Genomic DNA, 16,057 nt, shown 5'->3' on the forward strand with positions numbered 1-16,057 from the left:
AACGTCATGCGCCAGCAGTATCATTTCAAAACGGCCTGAGCACTGCACCGGATCGGGTTCGTACCTATTAGCCTTCAAACGTCACGACGACCTTGTCCCATGCCCCGTCGGCCAGATCGGCGGGTGCGATCCAGAATTTCACAAAGCCCACGTCGCCCCACATCATCCCGATGTACGGGTCGGAACTGAACTGGCACAACATCACCATGCCCCCCATCATAGCGGCCACATCCTGCACGGTCGCGCCTGCGCCGAACATCTGGTGACGGTTGATGTTGATCTGTTGGCTGGTCGGTTGTTCAAGATGGGTGCGCAGCACGTCGGGGATGTTGCGATACACGGCATCTTCGGCCACCCGCATCTCGTCATAGGCGCGGGAGATGGCCTCGTGGAAATGCCAGTATCTGTCGGTCCCGGGACTGCCGTCCGCACGGACAAAGTGCTCGGTCAGAAAATTCGGCCGCAGGTAATGCCCTTTCAGGCTGCGCATTTCATTCGCCAACGCCGCCATGTCGGCTGTCAGCTCTTCGACCACTGCCGTCCCGACCCCCGTGTCGGGCATATGGCCGTCACGGCGCTGATCCCATTTTGCCACGAAGGCGCGCACGTTCTCGGCCAGGGGTTGCCATGCCGGCAGGGCTTCTGTCCATTTGGACGGCCTTTCCTCGGCCAGCCTTACAGATGCGTCAAACAGACCAAGAGCACGGGCCGTATCATCCAAGATAGCCTCGACGACCCGCCACGTGATCGCCTCGCGCGCGGGCATCAACGCCCGTCCGCCGGAACTGGTGCGGGCCACCTGCCGCGGTGGGGACGCTGTCTCCGTGCCAAAGGCCTCGTCGGGGATTTCATAGAGCCCGTCCGGCGGGCAGGCAAAGGCCACCGGCTGCACCGGCCAGCGCGGAAAAACGCGCGGCGCGTTGGCCTCATTGCGGGCCGTTTTCCAGTAAAACGACCAATCTTCGCGATGGATCGGCCCGCAATCCGCCGGCGCTTTGGTCACAGCCCCCTGTGTGTCGTCCGACCAGATCACCCGCCCCACGATCTGTGGATAGGGCAGTTGCCCCATCTTGCTCGACAGATCACTCTCGACGAAAAAGCCCAAGGTGCCGGTGCGGGGAATGTCGATATCGAGGTCCGGCAGATCGGCCAGCGAGACCTGCGCCACGAAATGTAGCGCGTCTCCGTCCATGGGATTCCGCGGCCAGTCCGCTCCGCCAAGTACCGGCAAACCGCCCAGCCAACTGGTGCCGCCGGCCCAATCCTGTCCGGACGTCCGGGAAATGTGGTGCAGCAGCACCGCATTGGAGCGGATAGTGGGGCCACCGGCCGTGTTTGCGCCTGTCAAAGCCAGAATTCCTCCTGCACCTGAGCCTCCCTCGGCCCGTCCGGACAATGCACTATCAGTTCGGTGCCCGGATCCCAATGCGTCATCCGGATCATCGCGATCGAGACGTTGGTGTCAAAGTCCGGCGAATGTGCCGCCGAGGTCACCCGACCCACGGTTTTCTCTCCCGCGGTCACCATCCACGGGCGATCACAGGCTGGCACGGGCGCTCCTCCGATCGCAAGGGGCCGGACCTGCCGCAGCGGTCCTTCGACGGCCACCCGCAGCAAGGCGTCGCGCCCGATACAGCCAATGGCGGTCTGCGTGTTGCAGAACCGCCCGAGGCCGCACTCATGCGGTGTGTTCTCTCGGGTCATGTCGTTGCCGTAGCTGAGCAGCCCAGCCTCGATGCGTTCGATCAGGTTGGGGCACCCTGCCCGCACGTCCAGATCCCGGCCGGCCTCCATCAACGCATTCCAAAGCGGCATGCCGATATCGCCGCCCTCGACGTAGATTTCGAAGCCGCCTTGCTTGGAATAGCCGGATCGGGCGATGATCATGTCGCGGCCCTGAAACTGGAACCAGCCGAACCGGAAGAACCGGATATTGCGGACCGAGTCGCCAAAGACGCGGGCCATCAGGTCGTCGGCCAGTGGCCCCTGAACGCCGAGCGGCGATACATCCGGTTCGTCGACCAGAACGTCCAGCCGGTAGCCGTATGCGATACCCTTGACCCACATCAGCAAGTCGCTGTCGGCAATCGAGATCCACCAGCGATCCTCGGCCAGCTTTACCGCGACCGGATCGTTGAGCATGCCACCCGTCTCGTCGACGATGGGAACATAGTAGCACTGGCCCGGCAACATGCCCCGCAGATCGCGCGGGGTGAGCATCTGCATCAACCGCCCCGCGTCCGGCCCCCGGATCTCGACCTGACGCTCGCAGGCGACGTCCCAAATCTGGACCGCCTCCTTGAGGTGCCTGTAGTCCTCGATCACCGAACGGAACATGGTCGGCAAGAACATGTGGTTATAGACCGTATAGGCCTGAACGCCGGCGGCCTCGACGCCATCGGAGAACGGGGTGCGCCGCAGGCGCCGCGAGGGGGAAATAAGGGCCATTCAGGTCTCCGGCATTAAGAACATATCTGTGACCCCGGGTGTTTGCCCCGCGGCGGTGAGCATCGCATGGACTTGCCCGCGATGATGGGTCTGGTGGTTGAAGAAGTGCATGATCAACGGCTGGATCGGTTTGGACATCTCGCGGCCCGCCGCTTTGGAATGCCATGTCAGATCCCCGGTCAGGTCGATCGCGCGGAGACCTTCGGACCAGAGCGTGATTTGCCCATCCGTGCGGAACCGCTCCGCGCCCCAAACGGAAATCGTCGGCGTCAGATCGACACTGTCCTCTATCCAGCCTTTTGGCCCAGGCCGATCCGCAAACCGGCCGAGCCAAAGCTGATCGGCCCAAAGCAAATGATTGAGCGTTGCCCGGATCGAACCGAAATGCGCGCCACGGTCCTTGTCCAGCTCCGCCGCAGACATCTTTTCGACGATCTTGCGAAGGCCTGAATTCTGCCATGCGTTGTAGCGCGCCATCAGCATGCAATAGTCAGGTGTAATCAGCATCGGCTCCTCCTTGCTGGGCCTGTTCCTCCTACAGTCGGACCAGCGGCATTGGAGGCCTTAGTGCCGCAGGCCGGCCCTTGGTGATTTGTCATGTGCGACAGGGCCTGCGTCGTTTTAGGCCCATTTTGCGGTGCTTGCGAAGCGCCGTCACCCGCCATAACATCGCGGCGGTTTTACCACTCACACCCAATCAACAGGGAGCCACTCTATGACCACCAAGACCCTTCTAGGGGCCGTATCGATCTGTGCGATTGCAACGACCGCCATCGCTCAGGACGCTGACCTTCTGGTGTTTGACTATCCCGGCTTCGAGGAACCGTCTTTCCACGAGACATACGTCTCTGCGAACGGTGCCTCTCCGACTTTCTCGTTCTTTGGGGACGAGGAAGAAGCGTTCCAGAAAATCCGTGCCGGATTCGAAGCCGACGTAACGCATATCTGCGCGGGCTCCGTCACCAAATGGACCGAGAGCGGGATCATCGAGCCGTGGGATGTTTCGCGGATTTCGGAATACGCGAATATCGACCGCAATCTGACCGGGCAATCCGTCGGCGGCGACGGCGATGTCTTCTTCGTTCCGACCGATTTCGGTGCGACAGCCGTTGCCTACAACCCCGATGAAGTCCCTGCCGAGGATGTGGCCAGCCTCAACGTGTTCAAGAACCCGGCCTATGCCGGACGAATGACACTGCCCGACAACGTCGATGACGCATATGCATTGGCCTATCTGGCAACTGGCGTCACCGATTGGGCCGCCGCCACCGATGAGCAGTTCGAAGCCGCCTCCAACTGGCTGCGCGAAGTGCACCCGAACCTGCGCACCTATTGGACCGACCCCGCCGAGCTGGCACAGTTGATGTCCACCGGCGAGATCCTCGTCTCTTGGGCATGGAACGAAACTTTGCCGACGATGATGGAGGAAGGCCGTTCGATCGCCTATCAGCGCGAAGCGACCGAAGGGTCTTCGCTCTGGCTCTGCGGTTATGTCAACATGACCGACGGCCAAGGCTCCGAAGACAAGGCCTATGACTACATCAACGCCATTCTCGACAGTTCGGCCACCGTGCCGCTGCTCGATTCGGGGTTTGGCCATGCGAACGCCGCCGCGATGGCCACCATTCCCGCCGAGGATCTGGATGCCGTCGGGCTGGGCGTGATCGATGCGCCTGTTCTGGCCCAGTTGCCGATGTCGAACGAGCGTCGGGAGCAACAGGCCGAGACATTCGAGATGATCAAAGCCGGGTTCTGAACCTGACATTCATTCAATTGGGGCGGTCCGGTCTGGGCCGCCCCAATTCATTCTAGTTCCGGTTGAAGATGAAGCTCTGTCCGTAGGAGCCCCAGTCCCGGGTGGTGATCCCGTTTGCCTCGCCGCCGCGATACGATGGCAATCCGTCGACCAGCAGTGCCGTCACTTCACCGCCATCGCTGGAAATCACGCCTGCATGGATGGCGGCCACGCAAATCGCGCTATCGGCGGTATAAGGTCCGCTGCCCCAGACAGAGCCGGTGTCGTCGTACGGTGGGCAGGAGCAGGTGTAACTTGGTGCGTCGGTTGGATACGCTGAGCATTCTTCGGCCGTCATGGCTATTTGGCGGCCGAGTTTGAACGTGAAAGACGATCCGTAAGCTCCCCAACTGCGCGTTTCGACTCCATTTGACGAGCTGGCAGGATAACTGTCGAGGCCCGGTCCCGGAAGGACGCGGACCAGACCGCCCTCCCTGCCGACGGCTCCGGCGTGAACGGCGGCCGCACAGATCGCACTGTCAGATGTATACGGACCGCTGCCCCAGACCGTGCCGCTCGGCTCGCCTCCCGCGCAGAGGCATTCAAACGGGGTTTCGCCAATAGTGGCGGAACTACAGGCCTCTTGCGCAGACGCGAGTCCGCTCGAGGATGCGAGAGCGAGAATTGCCCCGAAGGTCAATCGAGTTGTATTAAATGCGGTCATCACGTGCCTCCAAATCAATTTCGCAAAGGCTGGCTTTGCTGGAATGCCTGATCCTAACCCGACGCTCATTTTCCAAACAAGTCAGGAAGATCTGACTTCGATGCGTCGGGCGGACCTTGCGCCGAACCGATGTGAAGCCTATGTAGAGCTTGTCCTTCGGGACTATGGACATAAACGCGCTCGTAATAAGCGGATCGGACCCGGGGGCGGTACCCGGCGGCTCCACCATCAACCTTTATTGGAGGCAGATGGGGCCGAAACAGGATCGACGAACGTCTAAAGGGGATGTCTTTGTCTCGGTGAGGTACCACCGTTATCGGTCCGATTTGTACAGTTGCCAATAACAACCGTGCTCCGGCTATGGCTCTGGCTGCTTAAGCAGTCCGAGTTGCCGAAACTAAGCCCTTGCGCCTAGCCGCGTAAGGCGGGGTTCGCAGGCACCTGGCAACAGAAGCCTGCACTTTCACCACATAACGGCATCGGGCAACGTGACAAAAACCGTTGCGTTGGGCGCTTCTCTGCGGCCAGAATGACTTATGTCAAAGATATCCGAGCGTTTTTCAAACCTTGCAAGAGTGGTCGTCAGCACCGCCTGTGCCTGGCCGGCGCTGTCTGCCTCGGCCACGGCTTGCGATACGGCCCTGTTGCTTGCAATCGATGTCTCGAACTCGGTCGATGTGGCCGAATACCGACTTCAGGTCGATGGGGTCGCCGACGCATTGCTGGACCCCGAGATCGCGGAAACACTCGTTTCCGGCCAAGTCACCTTGAGCTTGATGCAGTGGTCCGGCGTGGAGCGGCAGGCCATGTCGATCGGCTGGACCCAGATGCGCACCGCAGCGGATGTTCTGGCGTTCAGCGAAACCGCAAGGGCCGTTGAGCGGGCGTTCATGTTGTCGGATACGGCCCCGGCGGAAGCCGTCATTTTCGCGATCCGACAATTCGAGCAGGTGCCCGATTGCGCTCGGAAAGTCATTGACGTGTCCGGTGACGGAACACCGAACTCCGGATCGAACGTGCGGGATGCGCGCCTGCTCGCGGAACGGGCGGGGATTACGATCAACGGGATTGCCATCGAGTCCCTCGGCGTTGCGATCACTGGATTTTACCAGCGGGCTTTGATTACGCGGAACGGGTTCGTGCTGACCGCGCGCGGCCATCGGGACTATCCGCGCGCCATTCGCAACAAGATCCTGCGCGAAATCAGCAGGGTCATGGGCTGATCTGGGTTTTCGACCGTTCAAGGCGTGCGGACTATCACACGAGTTCTTGGTTCAGGTTCGTGGGAGGCGGCTTTTGGCCGTGTCGCACCCACCGGATCAGTGAAGCTGTCGCTGCACCGTGGTCGTCAAATCGATGAGGGAGAACGGCTTCGGCAGAAAGACCGAATTCGGGATCATCGCCTGATGTTCGGTAAACGCATCCTCGGCATATCCCGAGACAAAAACCACCTTCGTATCGGGCCGGTCGGCAAGCGCCTCTCTGACCCATGTCGGCCCGTCTTTTCCCGGCATGATGACATCGGTGACAAAGATGTCGACCGTCAGGTCCGGGTCGGAGAGCAACGCCAACGCAGCCTCCGCGCTATCCGCCTCCAACACGGAATACCCGCGCAGCGTCAGCGCGCGCGACGCAAATGCCCGCACCGGTGCCTCGTCCTCTACGAGCAACACGACGCCTTCCGCCTTGCTGTCGAGTTCGAGGCTTTCTGGCTTAGCCGCCGGAGCCGAGGCGGTCGCCAGTTTCTCATGGCTCGGGAAATACAGCGTGAAGGTGCTGCCGCGACCCACATCACTATCGGCGAAGATAAATCCTCCGGTCTGTTTGACGATGCCGTAGGCCGTCGACAGACCCAGCCCGGTGCCTTCTCCGGGTCGCTTCGTGGTGTAGAATGGCTCGAATATCTTCGGCAGTTTCTCCGGTGGGATGCCGGTGCCTTCGTCGACGACGCGCACCACCACGTAGTTCCCCGGCAGAAGCGTCGCGCGGTCTCGTTCAACGGTATTCAGAAGGGTAACGTTCTCGGTTTCGACCTTGATCTCTCCGCCATCCGGCATCGCATCACGGGCGTTCACGACGAGATTCATCAAAACCTGTTCCAGTTGCCGCTTGTCGGCCCGGATGTGCATCAGCGCCGGATCATGGTTCAGCGTCAAAGTAACCTTTTCGCCGACGAGCCGGTTGAGCAGATGCGTCAAATCCGAAAGCGTATCCCGCAGGTCGATCACTTCCGGCATCAGGTTCTGCTTGCGTGAAAACGCAAGCAACTGCCCCACAAGGCTTGCTGCGCGGTTTGCGTTCTGGTGGATCTGGATCAGATCCCCGTAATCCTGATCACCCTGGTCGTGCCGCAAAAGCAGCAGGTCGCAATGCCCTGAGATCGCTGTAAGCAGATTGTTGAAATCGTGCGCCACCCCTCCTGCCAATTGACCGATGGCCTGCATCTTCTGGCTTTGAACGAATTGAGCCTCGAGCGATTTGAGCTCGGTCACGTCATTCAGCACGGCGATGAGATGCGGATCGTCTTCCGCACCGGCGGTATTGAGACTCACCTGCAGGAACGTGTCTTGATGGGAGCCGGTGCCGCGTAGGAATTGAGGGCCGGGAGCGCCACGCCCATCTGCGGTCTCTCGCAGCCATTCGATGATCGGCCGCCCCAAGCCTTCCAGCAAATCCGAAAGGCGCGACGTGGCTCCGATAGGCATCGGCAGGAGTGCGCGCGCCTCACGGTTTGAGGCCAAGACCTCTCCCGAGGGAGCGATCTTGAGAAGCGGGACCGGCAGGTCCTCTATGGCGTCCCATCCGGTGGCGCCACTCAGATTGGATTTGCCAGCCGCCTCCGACGGCAACAAATAGATTTCGCGGCGCCCGCCGGTCGCCTGCACCTCCGCAACGAGGCAGTCGATCGAACCGTCTGCACCGTCAACGCTGTGCACGCGGCCTGTCACCAGCGGCAAATCGTGGAAAACCTTGTCGAGCGTGCGGGCGCGGCCGCCCGTCAGTCGGCGAAATGCATCGTTCATGAACAATATCGTGCCCGATGGACCCGCGGTCAGCATCGGCAAACTCAGTGCGTCGGCGCCGCGCCCTGCCCCTGCGCGCTCGGCCATGTCCTCGATCCGCCACAGGAACACATTGTCCTCGATGCGGTGCGCTGACAGTCTGAGATGCCCACGGCGCGTCACGACGTCCTCTCGGGCAACACCGTGATCGACAGCGCGACCTTGCAGCCGAAACAGCACGCCACCGGGATTGGCGAACATGTCCTTGAACACCTCGGTCAGCGTTACCGCGATCGTGTCCTGAAACCGTTCCGTCGCCGCCGCGTTGCGCGAGGTGATGACGCCCTCGGCGTCCGTGACGAAACTGGGCCAGCCATCGTGAGCGACAAAGCTGCCGACGGCGCGCATCAGGGCATTTCGGTGATTTGATCGCCGCAGAGCGATGAACGTCATGACCCCGGCGGCGGCAAAGAGGCTGACGCCGACCATCATCAGAATGAGCCGAAGTTCGACGACATTCGTCACCAGGCTCGCCAGAATGGCCATTGCGCCGATTACGAACACCATGAGACGTGCCTGTGCGTTCTGCTCCGTCGAGCCGGCCTTCGTCGCCCCCGGTATGGCAGACATCGCCGCGGCGTTCGGCTCCCGATCCGCTTGTGTCACTGCATTCGACCTCTTGCACAATTTTTGCCACTGAACGCCATAAACACTAATGTTGGGTAAACGTTACATCAAAGGCTAGCAAAAAAGGCTCGAACTACAATTTTAGGTTGCGTCGCGCGCCTGCTGCAACACGCTCAGGAAGAAGCCGTCTCCGTCGGGGCCCGGTGTGGTCTGCATCCGGTTGGACTGCACAAAATCAGGGTTGTTCTGTAGAAATCGCGCGACAACGGCATCGTTCTCCGCTCGCAGCACAGAGCAAGTGGCGTAGGCCAGATGACCGCCCGGACGCACGAATTGCCGCGCCTCGGTGAGAACCGAAAGCTGGATGTCAGTGATGTCGGCGAAATCCCGTGCGGTCATGCGCCATTTGCCTTCGGGATCACGTCGCCATGTCCCGCTGCCTGAACAGGGCGCATCGACAAACACGAGATCGAAGCCGGAGGTAGGCAATTCCTCGCGCGATTTCAGAGCTATATCGCACATAGCTCGCGCAGCTCGGGCCGGAAGATCGCGCATTCTTTGCGGAAATGCGTCGTGCGCCGTGATCTGGACTGGCGCGAGACCAGCCATCGCAAGGGATTTGCCACCGCCACCGGCACAGTAATCAAGAACGACGTCGTTTGGCTCAAGTGGGAGGGCGAGCACCGCGGCCTGAGAACTGGCGTCCTGAAGCTCGATCAGCCCCTCTTGATAGGCGCGTGAAAGTGCAATTTTTCGAGCGTTATCGGTGACTTTCAGGGCAGTTTTAACGTTCGCAGCCTGAGCGCAACTGATCTCGTCTGCGGCCAGCATCGCGATCACCTCGTCCGGCTTCGACCTCGCCAGATTGACTCGCACAAAGACCGGAGCGCGATGGCGCAGCACTTCGGCGATGCCGGCCGCCTCATCGCCCCAATCCTTCAGAAACTCGTCGTAGAGCCAGTCGGGAAGATCTGCGCGTTCTGCCGGGCTCGGTATTGCGGCTGTCTCGGACTCCGTTGGCGGCGCGGGGGCGTGGCCTTCTCCTGTCATGATAGTTTCTGGCGCGATCCCGGCGTCGCGGAGCGCCCCGATGGCCATGCCTCGGCCCGTATACGCACCTCCGAGTGCGGCGAAACTGCGCTGGCAGCGCAGCATGTCATAGACGTGGTCGCGCACCGCCCGCCGGTCCTTGGACCCGGCGAAACGACTGCGGCGTCCCCAGGCTATCAGGGCTTTCTCCGCGCGGTTGCCCGCAAGAATGTCGTCCATCACCTCGATGGCTGCGGCGATGCGTGCACCGGGTGTCATAGCGGCGCCTCGGAGGCCACGATCGCCATCAGCCGACCCGGTAGTTCGGGCTTTCGCGCGTGATCTGCACGTCGTGGACATGGCTTTCCTTGAGCCCTGCTCCGGTGATCTTTACAAAGCTGCAGTTCTTGCGCATTTCCTCGACAGTCGCACAGCCGGTATAGCCCATTGCTGCCCGAAGGCCGCCGACGAGTTGGTGAACCACGGCGCTGGCCGATCCCTTGTACGGAACCTGCCCCTCGATACCTTCGGGCACCAGCTTGTCACTGGCGGCGTCCTTCTGGAAATACCGGTCGGCCGAACCGCGCGCCATGGCGCCGAGGCTGCCCATTCCGCGATAGCTCTTGAAGCTACGGCCTTGATACAGAATGACTTCTCCGGGGCTTTCGTCGGTGCCGGCAATCATGCTGCCGACCATGGCACAGGATGCGCCCGCGGCGATGGCTTTGGCAAAGTCGCCAGAGAATTTGATGCCACCATCGGCAATGACGGGGGTATCTCCGGCGGCGCCCGCGCAATCCATGATGGCGGTCAGCTGCGGCACGCCCACGCCCGCGACCATCCGCGTCGTGCAGATCGACCCCGGGCCGATCCCGACCTTGACGGCGTCCGCGCCGGCGCCGATCAGCGCCCGTGTCGCCTCGCCGGTGGCGACGTTGCCCGCGATGACCTGCACGCTGTTGGAGAGCCCCTTGAGGCGGGTCACGGCATGCGCCACACCTTCGGAATGGCCATGCGCTGTGTCGATCACCACGATGTCGACACCCGCCTCGACCAGCGCGGCTGACCTCTCGAACCCGGCGTCGCCGACGGTGGACGCGGCGGCCACCCGCAAGCGGCCCAGCTCGTCCTTGCAGGCGGCGGGGTTGAGCACGGCCTGCTCGCTGTCCTTGAGCGTCAGCAGACCCGTCAGCTTGCCCTGCTTGTCCGTCACCAAGAGTTTTTCGATCCGGCGCGACTTCATCAGGCTGCGGGCTTCCTCGAGGTCGGCGGGCTCTTGCAGGATTGCCAGATTGTCCGTCGTCATCATCACCCGCACTGGGGTGGCGTCGTCCTGGGCAAAGCGCATGTCGCGGTTGGTCACGATCCCGACGACGCGGCCCCCGTCTCCGACGACGGGAAAGCCGGTGACGCGATAACGCTCCATCAGCGCCTTGGCGTCGGCCAATGTCTGATCCGGGGTCAGCGTGATGGGGCTGTAGACGATGCCAGAGACGAAGCGTTTGACGCGCCGGATCTCGCGGGCCTGTTCATCGACGCTCAGATTGCGGTGCACTACGCCGATGCCGCCTGCCTGAGCCATGGCGATGGCCATCCGGCCCTCTGTGACGGTGTCCATTGCAGAGGACAACAGCGGGATGTTCATACCGATCGAACGCGTCACTTTTGTGCGGGTATCGGCGGTGGAGGGAAGCACCGATGACGCGGCCGGAACCAGCAGAACGTCGTCGAATGTCAGGGCCTCACGAATCTCCATGGGGTGTCTCCTCTGGATGGGCTCGTTTGGCACGTCCCTATTGCATGGACAGGGCGCAGTGGGAAGGCCCAAAGGCGCAAGATTTGGGGGAAGTCCACCGGGGCGACGCAAAACCGGCCCTTGGATTGACGAAACTGGGCCGAAGAATGACGGTTCCGGCCTTTCCAATGCAGTGCGATACACTATTGTCCGCCTAAACAATATCAGGGCAGAACGTATGACCGATCCCCTCGTGATCTTCACCCCGTCCGGCAAACGCGGCCATTTTCCCGTGGGCACTCCTGTGTTGACCGCCGCCCGTCAACTGGGCGTCGACCTCGACAGCGTCTGCGGCGGACGCGGGATTTGCTCGAAATGTCAGGTGAGCCCGTCCTACGGCGAGTTTTCCAAGCACGGGGTCACTGTCCAGCCGGATGCCCTGTCCGCGTGGAACAGCGTCGAGGAACGCTATGACAATATCCGCGGCCTGCCCAAAGGGCGCCGCCTCGGGTGTCAGGCGACGGTTCAGAGCGACATCGTCATCGACGTGCCAGCGGAAAGCCAGGTGCACCGTCAGGTCGTGCGCAAGGCCGCCAGCGACCGGGTCATCACGATGGATCCGGCAACGAAGCTTTACTACGTTCAGGTTGCCGAACCCGACATGCACGAACCGACAGGCGATTTCGAGCGGTTGGGCGAGGCGCTCACCGCTCAGTGGGGCATTGGCCCCACCACCGCCCCCCTGCCCGTCATGCGTCGGCTGCAGCCCGCTCTGCGCAAAGGGAAATGGGCCGTTACGGTGGCGCTTCACAAGGGCCACCGGGACGCTCAGCACCGTGTGCTCGATATTTGGCCCGGTTTCCACGAGGGCCGCATATACGGGCTGGCCATCGACCTTGGATCGACCACCATTGCCGCGCACCTGACCGACCTCCGCAACGGATCCGTTGCCGCGAGCGCCGGGATCATGAACCCGCAAATCCGCTTTGGCGAAGACCTGATGAGCCGCGTTTCCTACGCCATGATGAACCCGGGCGGCGATGTCGAAATGACCGATGCCGTCCGCACGGCAATAGATACGCTCACCGTCGATCTGGCCGGGCAAGCCGGCATCGAGCCTGATCAGATCGTCGAAGCGGTCTTTGTCTGTAATCCGGTCATGCATCACCTGTTGTTGGGGATAGATCCCGTCGAATTGGGTCAGGCGCCCTTTGCACTTGCGACATCGAATTCGATCTCGCTGGATGCGACCGAGTTGAACCTCTCTGGCATGAACTCTGCCGCCCGAGTGTTCATTCTGCCCTGTATCGCAGGGCATGTGGGCGCAGATGCCGCCGCGGTAGCCCTGTCGGAAGAACCCGACAAGTCCGACGATCTCGTGCTGATCGTCGATGTCGGCACCAATGCCGAAATTCTGTTGGGCGACCGGTCACGCGTGCTGGCCTGCTCGTCGCCGACCGGGCCGGCATTCGAGGGCGCTCAGATCAGTTCCGGCCAACGCGCCGCCCCCGGTGCCATTGAGCGTGTCGAGATCAACCCCGACACCAAGGAGCCGCGTTTCCGGGTCATTGGCTCAGAGGTCTGGTCGGACGAGCCGGGCTTCGACGAGGCAATCGCGACGACCGGTGTCACGGGCATCTGCGGCTCCGGCATTATCGAGGCCGTGGCGGAATTACGCATGGCGGGCCTGCTGGATTCCAAGGGTTTGATGGGCTCTGCCGAGCAAACCGGGACAGAACGGATGCTGCCCGAAGGGCGAACGCATTCGTATCTTCTCTACGATGGCACCGCCGAGAACGGCCCCAAGGTGACAGTCACCCAAGGCGACATTCGCGCGATCCAGCTCGCGAAATCGGCGCTCTATGCGGGCGCGCGTTTGCTGATGGACGAAATGGGCGTCGACACGGTCGACCGGGTCGTGCTTGCGGGAGCTTTCGGTGCGCACATCTCGCCCAAGCACGCGATGGTCTTGGGGATGATTCCCGATGCCGATCTGGACAAGGTGACCTCTGCCGGCAATGCCGCCGGGACCGGCGCGCGCATCGCGCTTTGCTCGGTTGCGGCGCGTGACCGGATCGAGACGCTGGTGCGCAACATCACCAAGGTCGAGACCGCGATCGAGCCGAAATTCCAAGAGCATTTCGTCAACGCCAACGCCGTGCCACATGCGACCGATCCCTTCCCCAAGCTGAGGGCGATCGCGCCATTGCCGGACCTCAACTTCAACACCCAAGGCGATGGAGCCGACGGAGGGCGGCGTAGAAGACGTCCTCGCTAGGCCAGACGATGCAGGTCTTGCCGGCACGTCCGGCGACGACGTTCTCCCCTTGACCTCGGCTTGGTCTCGCGCCTAAGTGGGCAGACCGTTGCGGGTATGGTGAAAAGGTATCACGAAAGCTTCCCAAGCTTCAGTTACGGGTTCGATTCCCGTTACCCGCTCCAGGTCAGCCACCAAAGACATCGGCCGTTTCCGACCACTCCGAACCTGCAGGCGCGACCTGCGTCTTGAGCGGCGCGGGATCATGCCTATTATATAGTTAATCGGTCACTGGGGATGGACGCATGGATACGCGTGAATTTTCGAGCCGTTATTGTCAGAAGGACGACCGCATCGCGGCGCTGAGTTATTTCGGCACATTTGCGGTGTATTTCCTTACCTTGGCCTTGGCGATTCTGGCGGCCAAGGTGTCCTGGTGGCTGGCCGCCCCCCCCATCGTCGTCAACGCGCTGAGCGGTATCAGGCTCTATGTGCTGCAGCACGATTGCGGGCATCTCTCGTTGTGGTCCAAGCGCGAATGGAACGAGTGGGCCGGCATCGGCCTGTCGACGTTCACCCTCACGCCCTTTCAGGCCATGCAATACAACCACAACCAGCACCATGCCCATGTCGGCGATCTCGATGCCCGACGGTCAGGCGAGATCCACACGATGACCTTGCGTGAATGGGAGCGCGCAACTCATTGGGAACGCTTGTATTACCGGATCTATCGCAACCCGTTCTTTCTGATACCGGTGGGCGGGATTTTCACATATGTGATCCGCTATCGCTGGCCGAAAAATGCGCTGATGGTCGGTTGGCGGAGCATCATGGCCCACAACCTCGCTCTCGCGACTTGGGTCGCTTTTCTGTGGCTCGCAGGCGGGGTGATCGCGCTCTGGGTCTATGCGGCGACCGTCATGATCGCGGCTTGCATCGGTGTTTTCCTCGTCTATCTGCAGCACAATTTCGAGGATACCTACTGGGACCGCAAACCGCGGCATCGGCTCAAGACGGCCGTATTAAAGGGCTCGTCCGCGCTGGATCTGGGGTGGTGGTTCGATCTGGCGACATGCAATATCGCCTATCACGACCTGCATCACGACAATCCGCGCATCCCGTCCTACAGGCTCAAGCAATGCCATAAGGACGCACGCGAACACTTTGATTTACCACTGATTCATTGGCCCGAGGCGCTCCGCAGCTTTCGGTTGAAGCTGTGGGACGAAGAGCAGGGAAAGCTCGTCGCCTTCCCGCCGGCACACGCCCATGCCCCCACGAGGGGCGATGCACAGGGGGCGGCCTGAACCGCCCCCCGGCGTTCGATCAGTCGGCGACAACGTCCTGACGCTGCTCGCCCAATCCCTCGATCCCCAAGGTGACCACGTCCCCGGCCTTGAGATAGGTCGGCGGCTTCATTCCCATGCCGACGCCGGGAGGTGTGCCTGTGGAGATCACGTCACCGGGCAGCAACGACATGAACTGGCTGAGATAGCTGACCAGATGAGCAACGCCATAAACCATTGTTTTCGTTGAGCCATCCTGCATCCGCTTGCCATTCACGTCGCACCACATGGAAAGGTTCTGCGGATCGGCGACTTCGTCCTTGGTGACGAGCCAAGGTCCGATCTGGCCGAAATTGTCGCAGGATTTCCCCTTCGTCCAGGTGCCGGCCCGCTCGATCTGGAATTCCCGTTCGGAGACGTCGTTGGTCAGTGCATACCCCGCGACGTGATTCATCGCATCGGCCTCGGAGACGTATTTGGCATGGCTGCCGATGACGACGGCCAGCTCGACCTCCCAGTCGGTCTTGACCGAATTGCGCGGGATCACGATGGGATCGTTGGGCCCGCAGATCGCGGAATTCGCCTTCATGAAGATCACGGGCTCCGGCGGCACGTCCATCCCGCTCTCGGCGGCATGATCCGCGTAGTTGAGGCCGATACAGATGAACTTCGACATTCCTGCGACGCAGGCCCCGAGGCGGGTGCCCTCCGGTACGACCGGCAAGGACATCGGATCCACCTTGACCAACTCTGCGAGACCGGCATCGGATAGCGTCGCGCCGGCGATATCTGGCACGATCCCGGTCAGGTCGCGGATCGATCCATCTGCGGCCAGCATACCCGGCTTTTCTGCGCCACGGGCGCCATGTCGAAGCAATTTCATCGTGTTATGTCCTCTTCCCTAGAATGCAAAAGGCGAAACGGTCACCTTACCTTGCCGCACTTATAGCCGGATTGATGCGGAGCGAAACAGGTCTCTGCCCTCTGGCGCCGGATTCAGGATCGGCAAATGTTTGCCACATTCCTGCCGTGTTTCAGCCACCGCAGCGCCATTGTTTTATGACACTCTTGACCATTGTCGCAAGTCGGCGCATGGGGACGCCGGCTCTGTTCAGAGCCGTTAGAGGAACGAGTAAGATGGCACCCATGACCAAGAAAACAGCCGAGGGCCAGGCGCCCACGAAACCTGCCCCGCCCCCAAAGAAAGAAAAGCC

General features: G+C 61.5%; 12 protein-coding genes, 1 tRNA gene, 1 other RNA gene and 1 pseudogene. 6 read left to right on the top strand and 9 right to left on the bottom strand.

The genetic code is table 11. The features are described from left to right. Nucleotides 1–67: 67 nt before the first annotated feature. From LOM8899_RS18695 to LOM8899_RS18705, 3 genes are read right to left on the bottom strand one after another with little or no spacing between them, the layout of a single operon-like run. Complete coding sequence (locus LOM8899_RS18695; RefSeq protein WP_168770598.1) at nt 68–1,348, bottom strand: DUF1963 domain-containing protein; 1,281 nt, start codon at nt 1,346–1,348, stop codon at nt 68–70. Then, nucleotides 1,345–2,448 carry a dimethylsulfoniopropionate demethylase gene (locus LOM8899_RS18700; protein WP_093993783.1) on the bottom strand — a complete coding sequence of 368 codons (1,104 nt, stop codon included), beginning with the start codon at nt 2,446–2,448 and terminating at the stop codon, nt 1,345–1,347. Before LOM8899_RS18700 ends, LOM8899_RS18695 begins: the two co-directional genes overlap by 4 nt. Then, nucleotides 2,449–2,955: a DinB family protein gene (locus LOM8899_RS18705; protein WP_093993784.1), complete on the bottom strand. Its 507-nt coding sequence runs from the start codon at nt 2,953–2,955 to the stop codon at nt 2,449–2,451. 208 nt (nt 2,956–3,163) lie between these two features. Between LOM8899_RS18705 and LOM8899_RS18710 the strand changes: the two genes are divergently transcribed. Further along, the gene (locus tag LOM8899_RS18710) at nt 3,164–4,204 is read left to right on the top strand and encodes a type 2 periplasmic-binding domain-containing protein (protein WP_093993785.1); all 1,041 of its coding nucleotides are present in this window, start codon (nt 3,164–3,166) and stop codon (nt 4,202–4,204) included. A gap of 52 nt (nt 4,205–4,256) precedes the next feature. Here LOM8899_RS18710 and LOM8899_RS23750 read toward each other — a convergent pair whose 3' ends face one another. Both LOM8899_RS23750 and LOM8899_RS23940 read right to left on the bottom strand, forming a co-directional pair. Continuing rightward, on the bottom strand, nt 4,257–4,541 hold the full coding sequence (locus LOM8899_RS23750; RefSeq protein WP_245820608.1) for an LCCL domain-containing protein: 285 nt from the start codon (nt 4,539–4,541) through the stop codon (nt 4,257–4,259). A 39-nt stretch (nt 4,542–4,580) separates the two neighbouring features. Next, a pseudogene (locus tag LOM8899_RS23940) lies at nt 4,581–4,976 on the bottom strand (LCCL domain-containing protein); the annotation flags it as partial. A 43-nt stretch (nt 4,977–5,019) separates the two neighbouring features. On the opposite strand from LOM8899_RS23940, the gene ssrA reads away from it, so the two are divergent. Then, nucleotides 5,020–5,369, top strand: a transfer-messenger RNA (tmRNA) gene (gene ssrA / locus LOM8899_RS18720). A 74-nt stretch (nt 5,370–5,443) separates the two neighbouring features. Beyond that, complete coding sequence (locus LOM8899_RS18725; protein ID WP_093993787.1) at nt 5,444–6,130, top strand: DUF1194 domain-containing protein; 687 nt, start codon at nt 5,444–5,446, stop codon at nt 6,128–6,130. A 96-nt stretch (nt 6,131–6,226) separates the two neighbouring features. Here LOM8899_RS18725 and LOM8899_RS18730 read toward each other — a convergent pair whose 3' ends face one another. From LOM8899_RS18730 to guaB, 3 genes are all read right to left on the bottom strand, one after another. Further along, the gene (locus LOM8899_RS18730; protein ID WP_245820615.1) at nt 6,227–8,455 is read right to left on the bottom strand and encodes an ATP-binding protein; all 2,229 of its coding nucleotides are present in this window, start codon (nt 8,453–8,455) and stop codon (nt 6,227–6,229) included. Nucleotides 8,456–8,677: 222 nt separating this feature from the next. Next, a complete protein-coding gene (locus LOM8899_RS18735) occupies nt 8,678–9,844 on the bottom strand; it encodes an RsmB/NOP family class I SAM-dependent RNA methyltransferase (protein WP_093993788.1) in 1,167 nt (388 codons plus the stop codon). 28 nt (nt 9,845–9,872) lie between these two features. After that, nucleotides 9,873–11,321 (bottom strand): IMP dehydrogenase, encoded by a 1,449-nt coding sequence (gene guaB, locus LOM8899_RS18740; protein ID WP_093993789.1) that lies wholly within the window; start codon nt 11,319–11,321, stop codon nt 9,873–9,875. A gap of 217 nt (nt 11,322–11,538) precedes the next feature. Here guaB and LOM8899_RS18745 point away from each other — a divergent pair, with 217 nt between their 5' ends. The 3 genes from LOM8899_RS18745 (at nt 11,539) to LOM8899_RS18755 (ending at nt 14,864) form a co-directional block, all read left to right on the top strand. Then, nucleotides 11,539–13,578, top strand: a complete 2,040-nt coding sequence (locus tag LOM8899_RS18745; RefSeq protein ID WP_093993790.1) for an ASKHA domain-containing protein — start codon at nt 11,539–11,541, stop codon at nt 13,576–13,578. A 90-nt stretch (nt 13,579–13,668) separates the two neighbouring features. Next, a tRNA-Gly gene (locus LOM8899_RS18750) sits at nt 13,669–13,742 on the top strand. A 120-nt stretch (nt 13,743–13,862) separates the two neighbouring features. Further along, entirely contained in the window at nt 13,863–14,864 is a 1,002-nt protein-coding gene (locus LOM8899_RS18755; protein WP_093993791.1) for a fatty acid desaturase, read from the top strand. Between the two features lie 19 nt (nt 14,865–14,883). Here the strand turns inward: LOM8899_RS18755 and LOM8899_RS18760 are convergent, their stop codons facing one another. Further along, on the bottom strand, nt 14,884–15,726 hold the full coding sequence (locus tag LOM8899_RS18760) for a fumarylacetoacetate hydrolase family protein (protein ID WP_093993792.1): 843 nt from the start codon (nt 15,724–15,726) through the stop codon (nt 14,884–14,886). Nucleotides 15,727–16,057: the final 331 nt, after the last annotated feature.

It is taken from the genome of Flavimaricola marinus, from assembly GCF_900184895.1.
Lineage (GTDB): Bacteria > Pseudomonadota > Alphaproteobacteria > Rhodobacterales > Rhodobacteraceae > Flavimaricola > Flavimaricola marinus.

Bases quoted from the DNA above. Each gene is read 5' to 3' on its own strand.
- LOM8899_RS18700 (WP_093993783.1), bottom strand. From the start codon at position 2,448: ATGGCCCTTATTTCCCCCTCGCGGCGCCTGCGGCGCACCCCGTTCTCC.
- LOM8899_RS18760 (WP_093993792.1), bottom strand. From the start codon at position 15,726: ATGAAATTGCTTCGACATGGCGCCCGTGGCGCAGAAAAGCCGGGTATG.
- LOM8899_RS18710 (WP_093993785.1), top strand. From the start codon at position 3,164: ATGACCACCAAGACCCTTCTAGGGGCCGTATCGATCTGTGCGATTGCA.
- LOM8899_RS18735 (WP_093993788.1), bottom strand. From the start codon at position 9,844: ATGACACCCGGTGCACGCATCGCCGCAGCCATCGAGGTGATGGACGAC.
- LOM8899_RS18705 (WP_093993784.1), bottom strand. From the start codon at position 2,955: ATGCTGATTACACCTGACTATTGCATGCTGATGGCGCGCTACAACGCA.
- LOM8899_RS18725 (WP_093993787.1), top strand. From the start codon at position 5,444: ATGTCAAAGATATCCGAGCGTTTTTCAAACCTTGCAAGAGTGGTCGTC.
- LOM8899_RS18745 (WP_093993790.1), top strand. From the start codon at position 11,539: ATGACCGATCCCCTCGTGATCTTCACCCCGTCCGGCAAACGCGGCCAT.
- LOM8899_RS23750 (WP_245820608.1), bottom strand. From the start codon at position 4,541: ATGACGGCCGAAGAATGCTCAGCGTATCCAACCGACGCACCAAGTTAC.
- LOM8899_RS18755 (WP_093993791.1), top strand. From the start codon at position 13,863: ATGGATACGCGTGAATTTTCGAGCCGTTATTGTCAGAAGGACGACCGC.
- LOM8899_RS18730 (WP_245820615.1), bottom strand. From the start codon at position 8,455: ATGGCCATTCTGGCGAGCCTGGTGACGAATGTCGTCGAACTTCGGCTC.
- guaB (WP_093993789.1), bottom strand. From the start codon at position 11,321: ATGGAGATTCGTGAGGCCCTGACATTCGACGACGTTCTGCTGGTTCCG.